This window comes from Hafnia sp. CBA7124, from assembly GCF_002355555.1.
Taxonomy (GTDB): Bacteria; Pseudomonadota; Gammaproteobacteria; order Enterobacterales; family Enterobacteriaceae; genus Hafnia; species Hafnia alvei.
In genome coordinates, this window is record NZ_AP017469.1 from 3,333,039 (window position 1) to 3,350,225 (window position 17,187).

Here is a 17,187-nt window from a genome sequence, read left to right on the forward strand (position 1 = left end):
CTGATATTCTCCTGATCAGTAAAGTTGGTCAGTCAAAGTAAACTGACTGAATAAGCCACCAGCAAACGGATTGTTTGATGCATCCATAAATACGCGGTAGGTCATCGTGCCGTTATCTACAGAGAAACGGACATCAAAACTGCTATCCTGCACGTTGGTCAGTTCACCTTTATCCCACAAACGGAACATCGCCCATGGCCCAACATAACCAAAGCTGCGCGGGGATCCTCCACTGATATCAGGCACCAGCGTTAACTTACTTTCATTTCCCGCACGCATGGTATTCGGCCAAACTAAATGCGCCGTATGGCTATTTCCTTGGGTGTAGTCCAGTAGTTGACCATCCAAATTAAGCACCGCACGACGTTTGTTTGAACTCAAATCGACCGGCGCAACGGCAAACTGAATCCCAAAACCATTTTGAGCAGAGAAGAAGGTTGAGCGAATTTTTTCGCCTTGCTCCAACGCCGTTAATATTTCAGGGCGAATGAGGCTATTACCGTCGCGATCCAAAGAACCACTGTCTTCAATAAAGACTTTAAGGTTGTTTTTATAGAAACTATCTAAAGTCCCATTTGGCGCAAAGAAACGCTCCATATCGCTCAGTGCAACTTCTTTAGTCGCTTTAGGATCGAACGGATAGCGGTCGGCCATTTGGGTCGTGAATGGCGTAACGACCGTTTTAGACCATTCGGCCTCGAGCGATTTTAAAGCCAGCGCGGTTACTGTATTCCAACTGTTCTCTGCCAGTTGTTCTACCCAGCGTCCAAGTGGATCAGACAAATTTTTAGAGAGTTGTTGAGCGGTAAAGAAGGCATCCGCATTATTCTGCTGCAACCTCATCTGCACCAGAAGCAACGCGGCTTTACCCGGTTCTGGGGCATTACTAATTCGGTGCAGCTCGTTGCTCATTTCATTGAGTGCTTTGTAGGCCTGCTGGACTTGACCGTTTTGATCATCCCCATTTTCAACCAATGCATTTTGCTCGGAGAACGAACGGCTAATACGATTGAGTAGCAGGTACTCTGGCTGATTGTCGAGCTGATTGAGCGATTCTTTTTGAGCTGAATTCAGAACCTTACTGGCAACAGAGCTGTCTTTTTGCCCTTTGGCTACCACCACTGACGGTGTTTTGACTTCACTCGATAGCGCAGCCACTAAATGAGGCTGAGTATTATCGCCAAGCAAAACAAGCGTGCGCCAGAGAGGCTGCCCGTTGTTGAGCACCGCATCTAACGCATCTGAAGCCTGCTCAACATCATCAAAAGGCCTAATGCTCAGATTATTGACCGCATTACGCCAGGTGCTGGTGTAATCACCGACATAACGCTCTGTGATTTGACGTTCAATCTCGGCCTTATCGGCATCGCTATAATCGACGTTGTCGGTTAAGCCCAAGACCCACGAGTCAAGCGCCGTAATAGAAACCAGCTTATCGGTTTGTTTTACAAAGAAGCGGCTAAGTCCATAGCGGGACCAGAACTGAGGTACTTTGAGAAGTTCTTCGTTGTCAGCAACGAAAACCGTATCAAACTGGGCACCAATTTCGGTGCGTAAATCCATATCCTGAGGAAGCTGAGTTTTCGCCTTAATAATGAGGTTTTGGTAAACACGCTGATACAGGGGTAATTTGCTTAATTCAATCTGGGCAGAACGAATTGAAGAAGCAAATGGCTCATACATTTTGATAGCTTCTGCATTTGATTGGCTGCGATCCAGAGCCCAATCCGTATGCTGTAATGCGTAATCAAGGTGCGTCATCAGGCGCTCTTGTACATCACGCTGTCCGGTATATGCGGTTTGCCAACGCGCACGCATATAATCTTCCACTAGCGGGATATTTCGACCACTCTTATCATCAATCATGCGCATAATACGCAGCAGAGCGAGTTTCTCTTCGCTATTTGCCGGAGCGCTATCAAGATGCTGTTGGAGGTCTTTCATCAGCACAGGCAAGAAGCGCGATTCAAGCAAGCGTAAATAGGTTTTTTCTACTAATTGGCCAATTTTGGCCCCTTGATAAAGCCCCATATCTGACATGAACTGATTTTTCTCACGATAGTCACCGTAAGACATCGTCGCATCACGAATAAGATCCATATGAGGTAGCCAATCAGCCCCCAGAGGTAATTTACTCATGGGTTCACCAAGCTTCTGAAATTCACTTACCTTATTGAGCGCAACTTCTCCGGCATGATAGTTTTTCAAATAATAATAATACCAACCACTCAGTAACAGCAGAGCAAAGCCACCTGAAATCACGGCAATAAGCGTCAGGTTATGACGCCTAATTTTGACATGTTCATGATTTTCACCCGCTAAATTAGGCTCAGAAAAAAGAACCTGATTAAAGAGTTGAGGTATGAAATAGCTGCGCTGGTTATCTTGGTTTGCCCACACGTTTTTATGGCTAACATGGAGCTTATAATGACGGCATACCGCGTCACTGAAAAAATCGCTGCGTCTGTTTTGCTGCAAGCTAGAAGTAAAATAACAGCCACGAATAAGCATTTGCCGGCCAGGGTCACGATTATAATGTCGTTTTAATCCTGTAATCAGCTCTTCAACAACCAGTTTTACGCCCGCAATTTGCCCTACAAAATTGAATAATGCAGAACGAAGGTCGAGCGACGTACGATGAACCATTTGATCCGGCATCAGATTATTAAAGTTTTCCTGCCACTCTCCCCAAAATTGAGTCAGTTCCTTGCGCCACGAGTCATCATCAACCGCGTCTAATGCAAACGTGATACCCAATGTCTCATCAAGTCGTGAACGCTCAAGAACAGGATAAATTGTCTCAAAACCGGTCATAACATCTAACTTAGTGAAAACTAAATAGACCGGTATACGGCAAGCAAAACGATCGCTCATTTCCAGAATATAAGCCTGCCATTTCTGGGACCATTCACGTCGCGCTTCTGCCGTCATCTCCATAATCTCTTGGATATTAATGGTCAAAATCGCCCCATTGAGAGGCTGGCGCTGGCGCACTTTCATTAACCAATCTTGCAAGTTCAAACGTAATGCATGGCCTCGAGTAATTTCATTACTTTTTTCATCAGAACTATTCTGGCCAAAAAACTCACCGGGAGGATCTATTATTACGGCCTGCTGTGTTAACCAAAGTTGTAATGTTTTTACGCCGGAACCTTCTTTATTCGCAATAGTGGGTGTATCAGCGGTGCCAATGGGAATAATTTGATTAGACTTTTGAATCAGGCTCGTTTTCCCACTTAAGCTTTCCCCCATCACGATATACCAAGGACGTGCATACATTGCATTTCGACGATGACTTCGCTGCTGGTATTGCGCTAGCCATGTTTGCAAATATCCAGATTGTTGCTCCATGCTATTTTTATAGGGTTCAGATTCATCCTGCTGCTGAATAGCGACCGTTTTGGAAATTTGCGAATAGAGATAAACAATAATGACCACCAGCGCGAGCAACAACATGCCTAATGTCGCAACGACTTGGCGGCTTGGCGTACTAAGTGGGGACATATCGCCGATATGCCACCGAGGCCCCCACCACCAGATACTAAATAGGCCAATAATCCATAATACCCAGAGGATCGTTAATGAAAACGTAGGGCGTGGTAACGAAAAAGGAATCCGAAAACGCAATAAATTACGGAAATAACGCACCGGTGTTAGCACGTTAGAGGCAAATGAGGAAATTGATGAGATAATTGAAAGAACATTCATGATACTGACTCCTCAGCGGTAACAACAGTGCGCTCAGCAATGTGTTCTTCTAGCTGTGACAGCAGTGAAGGCTCCCACTCCGCAAGGGTCACACCATGGCTATTACGCCATAAATTCTCAAAATGTTGGTTGGATAATGTCGTCATCCCTGCTTCCATAAGCAGTTGCGCAATTGTCAGTTGGTTATAAAACTGCTCACGAGGTTCCTGTTCACGAGATTGTTGGTTTTCTAATTGTTTTAAGGCCGCACTTAAGCCATTTTCACGATATTGCGCCCAAACATTTTCATAAGAGCCCGCTGAAATCTCAGTGTTTTTCTGTTTTTCCTCAAGCCACTGGCGCGTGTCATCACCAATAAACGGCGTTCCATCACTAAATGTCATGGCGTTCAGCGCAGGTATTTTTTCTAGCAGCCGTTGCACCGACTGTCTGATGGATTCAGCCACCGTGCTATACCCTAGCTGGCGAGCAATCTGGGCCGAAAGAAAGTGCCCATCGAACCAATATGGCGCCAGTGTGATGCTCGTTTCTATCTGCTGCCAAAGAGGCAAGCCAGCATTCGCTAGCGCAGTTCGATAATCAGCAACACGGTCGTGAGAAACAGCGGCAAGCTGAGTAATCCGCCCATCCTTACACAGCGGGGCGGTCTTTAAGGTGTACCAGATTGCATGACGGCGCAGGCTATAGCCGATGGGATCATCAGGCTGGCTTTCACAGAGAAGCTCGGCAATTTTCAGCAGCGTTTGCTTCCAAACTCGATCTGAATCGTGCTGAATTTCGACTTTAGGCATCAGCGAGGCAGCAGCATTTTGGACTGTGTGAGATGCTGCGCTGTTACTCTGGCTTTGCAGTGCTGGCATATCGACCTTCTCTGCCACAACCTGTGCAAACTGAGGTATGAGATGAGCGACCTCATTTGCTAATGCAGGATCTGTCGACTCAAATAGCATTTGCAGTTGAAGTAAGCCATTACGTACAAGCTCACGAGAATGGGCATCAGCCAACTGACAGAAATGCCCAGCACTGCTCGCAAAGCGCTTAATAACCTGCAGTAATAGGCGATGCCGTAATTTGCTATCTTGGGGCCATGCTTGCGACCCCAAATGACTGACATAATCAACGAGCAGGGTAGAAGCGAGGGCAATGTTTGATGGTTCACCACCATGCTGCAACGTCCGTAGCAAATGAACCATGATCCGCATGTCTTTACATTCCGACTCCAGCAAGCGCAAACATCCATTTTGGAGCGCTGCAATATCTACCTGCTCATGCGACAATGATCCAAGCTTCGCTATCTCAGTATCAATAAACTCCCATTCAGGAAAATCATCAGGGATCCGAGCAACGATATTTGCTTCTGGTAATAATGCCAAAACCCGCTGACGCCATGGATGCTCCATCAATACCGTATTTTCAATTGTGGTCATTTTTATTACATATCCCTGTAGTTACCGGCTTATCCCGCCAGTATTTTGTTATTACCAGTGACACGCCTTACGTAGCGGCTGTAGCGTTGTTTGGAGATTATTGAGTTGAAAGGTGAGCCCGTTTAGCGCCTTGCTATCCGCAATGATAGTGAGCGTTGTGCTACCGAATAACTGCTGAATTTCGGCTATGCCACTCAGTCCACGGCTAGATTCGAGACGATAGCCACTCGAGCGCCAAAACCAGCGGGTATCAATGTCATTCTTACTGGTTCTTAGTGTTAAAGGACTTTCTCCATCGCCTAATGGCTGGCTAAATACCAGCTGCATTCGAGTAATATTCTCCACGCAGCTTATGGCTAAAATAGCGGGCACCGCACTTCCCTCTTGGCTCGGGGTTGTCATCATTAAAACGGGCTCGCCACTGGTATTATTGAGCTCACGTAATAGCAAGGTTGGGGCATCAACAGAGCGTTGATGTTCTTGAGTCATCACCAACTGCCATGTTTCATCAGGTTTATCTGTTTTCGTTTTACCAAGGGGTATACCTACATTCTGCATTTTGGGATGCCATGCTTGGTCATAACACTGCAAACGTGGCAACGGGAAAGGCTCATTACGGCACGCTTCCATGGCTTGCTGCACATCTGCTGATAGTGGTGCGTTGGCATCTGGCTTTTTAGGTTTTTCCGCAGCAAAAACCAAACACGGAATGAGTGCAATAAAAAGCAGGCCTCTTCTTAGTTTTATTGTCATTTGGATAGCCCTAATTTCTTACATTTCATATCTAATGAACGGCGGGAAATTGCCAAACTATTAGCAACCCTCTCTTTATTTGAGTTTTTCCTAATAAGTCGATGACTAATCACGGCCTTTTCAAAAACAGAAATCACCTCTTTCAAAGTGCCAGATTGTGTGTAGTCAGGCATGGCAATAGGCTCTGTGCTAAGGCTATGAGTTAATCGTTCTGCGAGGATTTCGTGAACTACTGATAATTCCGCATCCGAATATTCGAGTATCAGAATTTCGAGCAATGTTTTCAGCTCTAAGATATTGCCAGGAAAGTGATAACCATGAAGAGGCGCAAGCCATTCATTAGGGATAACAAACTCCGGTCTATGATGCTGCTGACAAAGCTCTGAAATAATATTTGGTACCAGAAGTTCGAGATCTTCACGCCAACAACGTAGCGGTTGCAGCATCAGCGGATAGTGATTAAGTCGTAAATATAAAGAGTGAAAAGATGGAACCGTTGCTGCCAGAGCTGATAAGGATTGGCAACTCGTAGTTAGCATGCGAAATTGGCTTACGGCGAAATCATATTTTTGGCTTGAATGCACCTCCCCACAATCAAGAGCATGCTGTAATCGGCCATACCAACAAGGCGCAAGTTGATCAATATTCTCCAGTAGTATTGTTCCGTTGTTTGCCTCTATCAAAGCGCTTTCACTAACATTATCCGCACCAAAAAGGCGCCTACCCTGTTGCTGTAAATCTAAGCTATTGCAATCGACAATAACCAAAGCGCCTTTCCGCCCAGATAACGTGTGTAGCAAAACCGCCAGCCTGCTTTTACCACTGCCACTTTCGCCTTCAATACTGATAGGAGCTTCATGCGTTATAGCCACCTGGACTTTTTTGCGTAATTGGCAAACATAAGAACTTCTGCCGACAAATGCCCGTTGCACTGCATGCGATATGTTGTTTTTTTCTCTCTGTTGGATATACGAAACTTCATGACGGGCATTATTTTTAGAGACTAAATCAGCGGTCTTTTTTAAATGCTTAACCTGCAACAAATACACCTGTAATAAATAGAGAAAAGCATGCTCTGGCTGCATTAACGTATTAAGAACCTTAGGCATATCGAAAATAGCAAATAACCCTACGAGCCTCTGCTGATTATCAAAGAAAGGCTGAACGGATAAGCCACACTCTTTCCCCATATTTTGCACTAGCGCTCGAAACTCAGGATGCTCAATACGCACCCCATAGTTTAACGTTGACCAGACAGCTGACTTTCCCGTACGCATTACTTGGGCGAATGGATGACTAAAATCGTCAAACTGTAATGTTAATATCGATTCGCCTTTGCCATTTGAATAACAGGCAAGATCTTGCTTACTCGGCGATATATATCCCACAATTAAATATGCCTCAGGCGCCCATTGCAAAATACATTCGCAAAGCGCCTGTCCTAACGTTTCTAAACATTCACATGACAACAGTGCCAACGTGGCCTGCTGCACTGAAAGATTCATCAGCTATCTACCTCAATGCTGAACTCTCCGCTTTTCACACCGAAATGAATTTTCGTGATAGCTTCACCGGAAGCCAAGCGCTGCAATAAAACTAGCGATACAGGAGGTAATAACACGCCATCAATAATCGATTCCAACATACGAGCGCCATTCTCTTTGCGGTGGGCACGTTGCAATATTTCCTCATGAACCTCCTCGTCAATGACAACTTCTGCATGAAAACGCTCTGCCAACGTTTTATTCAGATGAGCCAATTTATTGGCAACAATTTCCCTGAGAACGTCAGGTGCCAATGGTAGATATGGGATCACTTCCATACGCGCCAATAGTGCAGGTTTGAAAAATGCAGCGAGCTCAGGATAAAGAGCATCTTGAATTTCATCAGGTCGATGGTGCAATTCATCGATAACCTGATACCCCAAGTTTGAGGTCAGGAAAAAGACGATATTTTTGCAATCAATGATTCGCCCCTCGCCATCGGCAAGCTCTCCTTTATCAAAGGCTTGATAGAAAAGATTCAGAACATCAGGGTGTGCTTTTTCAACCTCGTCCAGTAGTACAACTGAGTATGGTTTTTGGCGAATAGCCTCTGTGAGAATCCCCCCTTCGCCATAGCCAACATATCCAGGAGGGGAGCCGATAAGCCGAGACACAGTATGTTTTTCCTGAAATTCAGACATATTAATGCTGGTTAACCAAGCGCGCCCCCCGAACAGCAGATCGGCAATGCGCAAAACGGTTTCAGTTTTACCAACACCGCTTGGCCCTACCAGCAAGAATGCTCCTAGAGGCCGTCCCGTTTTACGTAAATCTGCACGCGCGGTTAATAAGTGACGATGTAAATGGCTCAGTGCTAAACTTTGCCCTTTGATATCTTCTCCCAAATAGTCAGGTAGCTCAGTAATAACTTTAAGCTCACTGCGCGATATTTGATTTAAGGGGACACCTGTCCATTCGGCAATAACAGAAGCGATAAGAAGCCGGTCAACATGAGGAGAAACGTTGACGGTTTGCAACTGTAATTCAGCTAATTCATGCTCAAGCTTAACTAGTTTTTCAGCCAGCTGCGGGGTACTTTCGCCCGCTAAAATAGCTTGCCGTTGTTTAATAATATCAATAACCAGCACTTGCTGTTTTTGCCAAGTAGCCTGCTGTTCATCAAGGTCATTTTTTAATACTTGCTGAAGCTGATAAAGATCGCTCAATCGACTGGCGTGGTCGTTTAATCCAATGCGTTGTTCACGCTCTATATTGGAAATTTCAAGCTGGCATTCACATAGTTGTGTTCGCAACGCGCTAATATTGCGCGGCGGTGTTGTCATATTAATTGCACACCGAGCACAGGCCGTATCCAAGACGTCTATCGCTTTATCCGGTAGCTGACGCCCCGATAGATAACGAGCACTGAGCTGAGCTGCTGCCTGAATAGCATCTTCATTGATAAGGACACCATGAGCCTCTTCATAACGAGACTGTAAACCTCGCAGAATAATCGTTGCTTGCTCAATTGAAGGCTCTTTCACCTGCACGATTTGGAAACGTCTTGATAACGCAGCGTCTTTTTCAATATATTTTTTATATTCATGCCACGTTGTCGCCGCTATCGTTTTAAGCTCGCCACGCGCCAATGCCGGTTTAAGCAAGTTTGAAACGTCTAACCCACCTTGCTGGTTTCCTGCGCCTATTAATGTATGGGCCTCATCAATAAATAAAATAATAGAATGTTCAGCTTCTAGGACCTCTTGCATAAGCCCTTTGAAACGTTTTTCAAATTCACCTTTTACCGATGCCCCAGCCTGCATTGCACCTAGGTCTAGACTCAGCAGCTCACTGCCTTGTATTTTTTCAGGCACCTGATTTGCAATAATGCGCAATGCCAGCCCTTCAATGAGTGCGCTTTTCCCCACCCCAGCCTCACCGACTACGATCGGATTATTTTTCCTACGGCGGCATAAAATATCGATCATTAAATCAATTTCAGCATCACGACATAGCACCGGATCCAATTTTCCAGTGCGGGCCTGTTCTGTCACATTCAAGGTAAAACGAGATAAAAGCGAGCCGTCAGCGTTGCCATTTTGGCTGGGTGATGTGCTTGATTCATCTTGAGTTTTAACCACCGGCATCTCTGCTGAGTCTTGGGTTAATACAATAAAATCCTTCGCAATCTGCTCTCGATTTAATTCATCTAAACGATAGCTAATTTCAACCGGTAAATAACGGTGCCGATGGTGCAATAATCCAAGAAGTAGCACGCCACTACGCAAGTTTTCATGCTTTAGCTCGATAGAAGCAAGGAGCCAGCTATCTTGTAGCCACTCGACAAGCAAAGGCGAAAAACTCGGATAACTTTGTGGGTATGGTGAATGGTCGACAGGCTGATTTAACAAGCTTTGCCTTAAGGAATCTATGTTTACGCCGAGTTGACCAAATATCAGCCGCAGATCACACAGAGGCGTATCTAGCAGCTGATATAAAAAATGCCCTACCGTAATTTCCGTAGCCTGCTGGTTTAAACTCGAAGCCGCAGCATTTTCTAAAGCATTACGAGCTACTGGGTTAAGGCGCTCAACTAAGGCAGGAAGATCGATTCTAATCACGTATTTCTCCTTGTGAAAACACGGGGTAAGCGGGATATACACGCTTCTCCTCATCCATGAACAATTTATGGCAACAAATCATTTAACCGAGTAATAATGTCTTGAGTCTGATTATGTAAACCCCACGCAAAAATCCCATAGCCCAATAAGGCCACTGTCACCAGCCCCCAGAAAACTTTTTTCCCGGTTAAATATCGATTCAAGCGATATCGAGATTCACTATTGGATTTCCCAAAATGCACTACGGTAGCATTCAGGATCTCCGAGCCTCGCGTTGGGTCAATTTTATTTAACACCTGTAGTTTTTGGTGGATATTGCGCAGAATCTTTTCTCTATCTTCTTGATATTGCATTGTCATCCGATAGCGCCCTTGGAAACCCAAGCACAAACATAAATGTATAAACGCTAACAAATCACGATACCGAGACGGTTCGAGAAGCAGCCGATCTATCAATTGAAAACACTTCTCCCCTCCCCAAGTCTCGCTGTGAAAACGGACTAATAATGTATGTTGCGCCCAACCATCAACTCCCCACGGTCTAGCCATCACCATTTCGTCGATGAAAGTGCAAAAAAAGTAACTCCAAGACAGCAAAATACCTGGCTCATAGTTTTCAACCTCAAGCCTCTGGAGCGTATTTCTAATTTCTTGCTCCACTTGAGCAATCAAAGGAGGGATCAACGGTGGTTCATTCAATGACTTAATACGATTAATAAGGCCCAGTAGCGGCGCAGAAGCCTCGATCAATGGGTTTCGATGCACGAAGCAAGAAAGTGCATCGTCGCTGGTCGCATGCTCTAAACCAGCCGCACCCACAGCAAACTCAGCGCTATTTTTCCCTGTTTTGTCGCTATTGACGATATCCATTGATGTCATCTCCTAATCGCCCAGAACTGCATATCAAGGTTTGGGAATTTCCCTCCGATATGAAATGCAAACCCACTATCTTTAGTCAGTTCAGGCCAATGTGGACTCTGACGATCGAGAGAAAAATAGATATAACCGCTGTGGTACGGCAGCTGTCTTGGCGTTGAGGTAAGTAGACGAAGTTGGATACCTTGGGTATGTGAGCTAACCAGCTGCATAATTTTCTCTGGCGTCGCCACTTTACTTTGCTGCACAAACTGTTTGCTCAATATGTCTAACGGCATATTTGCACGAATAGCCAATACAAATTCAGCCTCTTGTAGTAACTCAACTTGACCGACTACCGCTACCAGCACACCAAAACGCTGCTCGCGTAGTTGCAATGAGACTGCGCGTGGCGAAAGTACGGTGCTCAATGCTTGGCGGAGCGCTAACATCAGCGGTGTATAGCTAAGTTGCAAATTGTCATGCCGATAAACAGGCGTATCTATGGGTAATCGAGAAGCATCAGTAAATGTCATCATCTCGCCACAAAGACCTATCAATTCATGGAATAAGGGCTCAGGATGAAGCGTTGCCCGACGCGTTAAATGCTGCAACCGCGGTTGAACTCTATTTAGCATTTGCAGCAGCATAAATTCAGCAACGTCAGCAACGCCTTGTTGATTAGGTGAGCCAATTCGCTCAGCTAAGTTTTTGGCTCTTTCTGTTATTAACCCGCTAATTTCTGATAAGAAACTTTTTAATCGTGGTGTTGCACTAATAGAAAGACACGTTGGAATAAATTCACTATCCAGCAGAATGCTGCCATCGGGACGTTTATCCGCAATTTTTGCAATTGGCAACGCCGCATAGGTACTTCTATCTTGGCTCTCCAGCATAAGGCGTAAGTTCACTTTTGCCAGCGGGAGTTCGGTTATATCAGCACTCAGAGAATAGAGATCGCGTACATCTTCTTGGTGTGATTGATAACGAGAGTGGTTTGGCCCAGAATGATTCTGCAGATTAACTTCTGCAACATGGTCGTTCGCTAATGCTTGCACTAAATAAACAGTTTGTCCGACTAAACTGGCATCATTAATTTCGAGTGGCAGAGGCATTACATCGTCATAGGGTAGACTAAAAACACTACCATCGGGCATAACACCTGAGGCACTACTCAGTGTAATTCGGCCAAAGCTGAGATGATCATCATTGATTTTCAATTCGGTAACACCCGAGAAGTGCTCACCTAAAGCAGAAAATCGGCTGTGTAATAGATAATCAATATGACGTTGTTGCTGTTGGAAATGCTGCGGCTTAATAAATAAGCCTTCACTCCAAATAATACGGTTACGTGTCAACATAATTAATCCTCGCTTTCCTTGCGTACATCAATTTCTGCCTTATGCAAATGCACTAGCACTTGGTATTTGTGTCCGATGGGCGCTAGTTTTAATACTTTTTTCCATTGAGCACCATTTGGCTTACTGTAATAAGCAGCCACACCGATATAGTGAACTTTGCTATCTAGCTCAGTAGGATAAATATATTTATATTGACCCGGTAATAACGTGAAGTCTTGATGATCAATATAGTTTTTCCCAAGAACCTCTTTCATATCTTTTGCTGTCAGTTGGTCATAATCCGCAGCTAGCAATTTCGAGTCCTCAGACATCAATATCACCTGAAAAGCCAGCGGAGAGGCTTCATTATCACTATTTGGGTTTATGTCATCGTCTGCCAACAATGTTAATCCCAAAGTAGATGACAACTTACTTGCGTCAGGTTCTTCCTTGCCAAACCAAGGCCCTTTTCCGCACCCACTCAATAGCAATATCGATAGCAGAATTGCGGGTATTTTTCGCCATAGAGTCATCAAGATTCCTCACCTTGAAGCTGACGCAAAGTCTGGTCATAAACTTGCTCATAGACTTCATGAAATAATTTTTCTACGCCAATTTGGCGCCCAGAGAGCAGCTCATTGAAATAGTGTTGATACATTTCCCAGACCCAATTTGGATCATTGATACTCGTTATGCGATCTCTGCGATAACGTTGAAATCGAGCCATTAAAACGGATGGCGAAAAGCTCTGAATCACAGAAGAAAGAGCCGCATCAATAGCCCGATTTGAAGCCTGATAATGCAATCGCATGTGAGTAAGGCTTTCAGCAACTGCCGCTGAAGGAGTGAGATGAACCTGACTTTTTTGATCTCCATAAAGAGTCTCGACCGTTTCTTTATAGTTCAGCCCCAAACGCAGAGGATTATCTTCGATAGGTTGTAGCTGTTTCTTTGTATTTTTTTGAGCTTGATGGAGATCTAATAACCCTTGAACAGTCGCATGCAGTGTTCTTCCCGCTTCTTCAAGAAAACTATTTGCAACCTGACTATCTCTAAAAGGTAAAAATTCACCTAAACCACGCAGTACGGGCGTCAAAGCAACATTTTCAAAGATATCCGCATTGCTTTCATTCAATGGCGCCGAATAAAAAGAGGATGGAACATCAAGATACTCATCATCCATCATATGTTCTTCTTGTGAAGTAACAACCGGCTCTGTACGAGACATTAACGGATTATCTAATAAATGAGAGGATGAGTTATCAGCTACAGAATTACGGTTAACACCTAATGTATTGGGTTCAAAAGATTGCATATTTGGTTCTTTTATTGATGTGCTTAAATTATATTGAGAATGAGTTAGATTTGTTGGTTCATTGATGACACGGTTAACATTATTCAACTCTTCAGTGCTAATAATATTTTGTATCTGTAAATAGTCTGGTGCCGCTGGGGAATGCTCATTTAATTGTAAATGAACACTAAGATTTAATTCCCCAATACTTATAGAATCACTCTGGGATAGGGCAATTAATGTCTCAGAAGGGCAACCATGGCTAGAATGATTAATAAGACAATTACCAATAAGATCTTGTAAACAGAATTGTCCATCACTCCATATAATATTGGCATTTAGGGGTTTGACTTTCTGCGCCGAGTCTTGCAATAACCAATGGTTACCGACACTAATAGGCTCACAGCCAAAGCTTCCCCCTTCGGTTGTAAATACATGCATCCTATCAATACTTCCACGCAACGATTTAATATCTTTGATATAAAGAGTTATTGTTGCAGATGAAAATGCAGAACCATCCATGTTGTTACTCCTGAACACTAATAATTACACGGGGGATAACAGGAGGCTGCCCAAGAAATGTCGTCCATCCTAATAAGCAGCCTTTATCATGACCTAAGCAGGTTCTCACCGACTGCTTTGGCGCCAATCCAAGCTGTAGATCCCAAGCCAACTGGTCTCGCAGAATAAACGAGACAAAAGTGACTAGAGGTCGATAAAGGTCACCATTAGGTAAAAAACGCAAAAAGTGAGCGTGAGAAAGATCATGAATACACAGCGTGAATTTTCCACAAACGTCAGGTGAGTAATCACCAATGACAAAATTTCCACGTAAATCTGAGTTTAATTCGCCCAAACGATTCTGTTGGTGTAACACAATTGGGACTCGGCGATACTGCCAGCTTTCTACTTCAACGTTGGGCAAATCAAAACAATGAGAAATTAGCCCCGATACAACGTCAGGTGATCGACCTGGTGCAGCAAGCAGGCCAGAATAGGCCAGCATTTTGCTGTGGTTAACAGGGATCACATCTCGTAAAGTTCGGCTCCCTAAGCCAACTAACGAAAACATCATCTGAGAAAAGCCATCATTGCCATCTGCCTGATAACGGATGTAATAGCGATATTTTCGCCAAGCCAGATGTAATAACATTAAAAAACGATGATTAAAAAAATCAATAAAATGATAAAGATTACCGTCTTGCTGCGCATACTCCCATGCCAGTCGTTCTAAATAATAACCAGGCATCGGGGACTGACTACCATGCAGTCCCATAAAGGCAACTTCTAAATCATAGCCCCGTTTATCCTTTTTCAAGGATACGATATCGCTAGAAGGAAATCCCAGAGAGGCGCATGAAGAGAAGCGAATAAACTCCTCACTAGGGAGTCTTCCCTTATCACATTCAACCTGCCGATTTTCTATTTTGTATAGAAGCTCAACGAGCTGGTAGAAATTATAATGTTGAATCTTTGTAAGTTCTGTCATATTAGCGACCGACTTCCTAATTGAAGCGGCCAACGATAACTGGCTTGGCTATCTGTATTAACCACGGTTAATTCATGGAAAGCATTCACACTGGCAAACAAAGAAAAAAATCTAGCAAGAACACTACCAAATAGATACATATCTCCTTCACTAGAAAAGGCTGATTGCTTCATATATAACGTTGACTGAATACCTCTAACAGGTTGTCCCTTAATCAACCTATCTACAGGATTAGTTTCTAATCGCTCAATCCCTGACAAACGTCGTTGTGATATTTTAGATGCTTGTTGATCGTTCATTGCTGGAAAATCATAATTCCGAATAATTTGTAACAGTGCATCCTTGTTCAACAAAGACAAATAATTAAGTGATAAATTTGAAACTAACGTCCACTGTAATCCTCCATCCATAATAGGCCTAAGAGGTAAAGTAGGATGAGTTATATTTTTAAAGCTGACAAACGGAGGTGTATCACTATAGCTTACGCTAATATCACCAATACCCAGTTTTGTGGGTATTCGGCGGTTAGAGCATAACAACTCTGCTGATATAGTTTCTTCATCTTCTGTGATTACCGACTCATCGCCACGAACGAAGGTAATACTATGTTCTAGTCCATCAAATTTAAGCGCATTGTGAACACCTAAATGATAATAACGTGTTGAACGATCTTTTTCATATTCAGTCTGGTGACGAAAACTTTCAAATGGGTGATAAATACGTGCAGGCTGAGTTTCATTGCGTTGTTCGTGTCCATGTTTTGTCAGCCACCCTTCTATTTTCTTAACTGCAAATATTTCATAAAACTCTGGTCGTGAGTGGCTAGCTCGTAATGGATAGCTAACACTCCGCCCATCTAATTGCAAAGGTTCACTGTGGTGAGGGAAAAGGTTAACAGCAGGGGCACAATGTAGTTTTAAGCTATCAGAGTGAATTTTTACATCTGCTGGCAACGGCTTATCAAAATTAAAGGATATCTCTATCTTTCTAACTGGTTTTTCTTGAGGTAGAGAACTGAACCCTCTAAAATCCAAAAATAGCAGGCTCTCAGGAAAACAAAAATAATCTTGTAAAATCCTATAACCTGAATATACATTTTTTGGATAAGGTAAAAGAGCATCTTGATTATTAAACCCAACAGGAGAAATATCCATGTTTGGCAGGGAAAACTCAACGCCATCTAGCAATATGGTCGCAGACTTAAAATGATGTAAAAACCATAAATACAATTGCGTTGCACTATGGTCATTATTACCAAGATACAGCCTCATTTTATCTAAATTTATCTTTCCTAAACTAATTTGACCAAAGACATCAAATGACAGTACTAACTTTCCATTTTCATTGCTGTTATTTGACTGTACATCATTTAGCTCAATTGGCAGGATCCATACATCTCGACAGGTCGAAAACTGGCAGGATAATCCATCTATCGCTTTAGCGCCTAATAAAACATTTTCTGAAATATAAGCGGCTTCGCTGATCGATTGCTCCTTAGGTGAAAAATGAACTATTGTCATACTCGGTACAGAGCGCAAATAATTAGGCCAAAGCATATTAAGAAGACCATGAGTCAACTCTGGAAATTCATCTTCAATCTTTTCTCGTAGGCTCCCAGAGAGGAATGCAAACCCTTCCAGCAAACGCTCAACATCAGGGTCTGTACTTTGCTCAGATAAAAAACGCGTTAACTGCGGCCATATCTGAGAAAACTCAGCACCTTGATTACGTAAATACGCCAGCTCATCTCTAAAATAATCTTCTAGTTTCATATTTAATTAATTAGTTTAGCGCAATTGATAGCGAGAACTATCATCAAGCTGAATATTAAAGTTGACGACACTGTCTATATCTTCGAATTGTATATGTGCCTTGACCCTAAAAAATAACGTTAGGGGATCGCTGTCTTTATTAAAGGTAGCAACATCCACTGATTTTATTCTTGGATCAAAGTTCTCAATACATTGTTGAATCGCTTTACAAACTGAAGCGGATATATCGACAGAGCTTCCTGTTGCATCATTAAAATCGACAACACCTAGCTCGGGACTACTTTGGCAGCATCCAGGGCGTGAATTCAACACATCGTTAAGGTTTTGTTTCAGCGACGTAAGTAGGTCACTGGACTTGTCCAGTGACCCTATTGATGCACCTTCATCAATACGCCCAAACAAGCTACACGCCCGAGTTCTTTGCCAAGGGGTGAGTGCAGGCATG

At 43.5% G+C, this 17,187-nt stretch carries 12 protein-coding genes; all 12 read right to left on the minus strand.

Annotated elements, in window-relative coordinates; genetic code table 11:
- Nucleotides 1–15 precede the first annotated feature (15 nt).
- Entirely contained in the window at nt 16–3,708 is a 3,693-nt protein-coding gene (gene tssM / locus CPY98_RS15325) for a type VI secretion system membrane subunit TssM (RefSeq protein WP_096388313.1), read from the minus strand.
- Nucleotides 3,705–5,135, minus strand: coding sequence for a type VI secretion system protein TssA (gene tssA / locus CPY98_RS15330; protein ID WP_096388315.1), 1,431 nt, complete (start codon nt 5,133–5,135; stop codon nt 3,705–3,707). Before tssA ends, tssM begins: the two co-directional genes overlap by 4 nt.
- 51 nt (nt 5,136–5,186) lie before the next feature.
- Nucleotides 5,187–5,888, minus strand: a complete 702-nt coding sequence (gene vasI / locus CPY98_RS15335) for a type VI secretion system-associated protein VasI (RefSeq protein WP_096388317.1) — start codon at nt 5,886–5,888, stop codon at nt 5,187–5,189.
- The gene (locus CPY98_RS15340) at nt 5,885–7,393 is read right to left on the minus strand and encodes a sigma 54-interacting transcriptional regulator (protein WP_096388319.1); all 1,509 of its coding nucleotides are present in this window, start codon (nt 7,391–7,393) and stop codon (nt 5,885–5,887) included. The genes vasI and CPY98_RS15340 overlap by 4 nt, the downstream gene beginning before the upstream one ends.
- Nucleotides 7,393–9,993, minus strand: a complete 2,601-nt coding sequence (gene tssH / locus CPY98_RS15345; RefSeq protein ID WP_096388321.1) for a type VI secretion system ATPase TssH — start codon at nt 9,991–9,993, stop codon at nt 7,393–7,395. Before tssH ends, CPY98_RS15340 begins: the two co-directional genes overlap by 1 nt.
- 65 nt (nt 9,994–10,058) lie before the next feature.
- A complete protein-coding gene (gene icmH / locus CPY98_RS15350; protein WP_227743370.1) occupies nt 10,059–10,862 on the minus strand; it encodes a type IVB secretion system protein IcmH/DotU in 804 nt (267 codons plus the stop codon).
- 5 nt (nt 10,863–10,867) lie between these two features.
- Nucleotides 10,868–12,208 carry a type VI secretion system baseplate subunit TssK gene (gene tssK / locus CPY98_RS15355; RefSeq protein WP_063586599.1) on the minus strand — a complete coding sequence of 447 codons (1,341 nt, stop codon included), beginning with the start codon at nt 12,206–12,208 and terminating at the stop codon, nt 10,868–10,870.
- Nucleotides 12,209–12,210: 2 nt separating this feature from the next.
- Nucleotides 12,211–12,720, minus strand: a complete 510-nt coding sequence (tssJ, locus tag CPY98_RS15360) for a type VI secretion system lipoprotein TssJ (protein ID WP_096388325.1) — start codon at nt 12,718–12,720, stop codon at nt 12,211–12,213.
- Nucleotides 12,720–14,003: a type VI secretion system-associated FHA domain protein TagH gene (gene tagH, locus CPY98_RS15365; RefSeq protein ID WP_096388327.1), complete on the minus strand. Its 1,284-nt coding sequence runs from the start codon at nt 14,001–14,003 to the stop codon at nt 12,720–12,722. Before tagH ends, tssJ begins: the two co-directional genes overlap by 1 nt.
- Before the next feature lie 4 nt (nt 14,004–14,007).
- A complete protein-coding gene (gene tssG, locus CPY98_RS15370) occupies nt 14,008–14,970 on the minus strand; it encodes a type VI secretion system baseplate subunit TssG (protein WP_096388329.1) in 963 nt (320 codons plus the stop codon).
- Nucleotides 14,967–16,742 (minus strand): type VI secretion system baseplate subunit TssF, encoded by a 1,776-nt coding sequence (tssF, locus tag CPY98_RS15375; protein ID WP_096388331.1) that lies wholly within the window; start codon nt 16,740–16,742, stop codon nt 14,967–14,969. The genes tssG and tssF overlap by 4 nt, the downstream gene beginning before the upstream one ends.
- A gap of 15 nt (nt 16,743–16,757) precedes the next feature.
- On the minus strand, nt 16,758–17,186 hold the full coding sequence (tssE, locus tag CPY98_RS15380; RefSeq protein ID WP_096388333.1) for a type VI secretion system baseplate subunit TssE: 429 nt from the start codon (nt 17,184–17,186) through the stop codon (nt 16,758–16,760).
- Nucleotide 17,187: the final 1 nt, after the last annotated feature.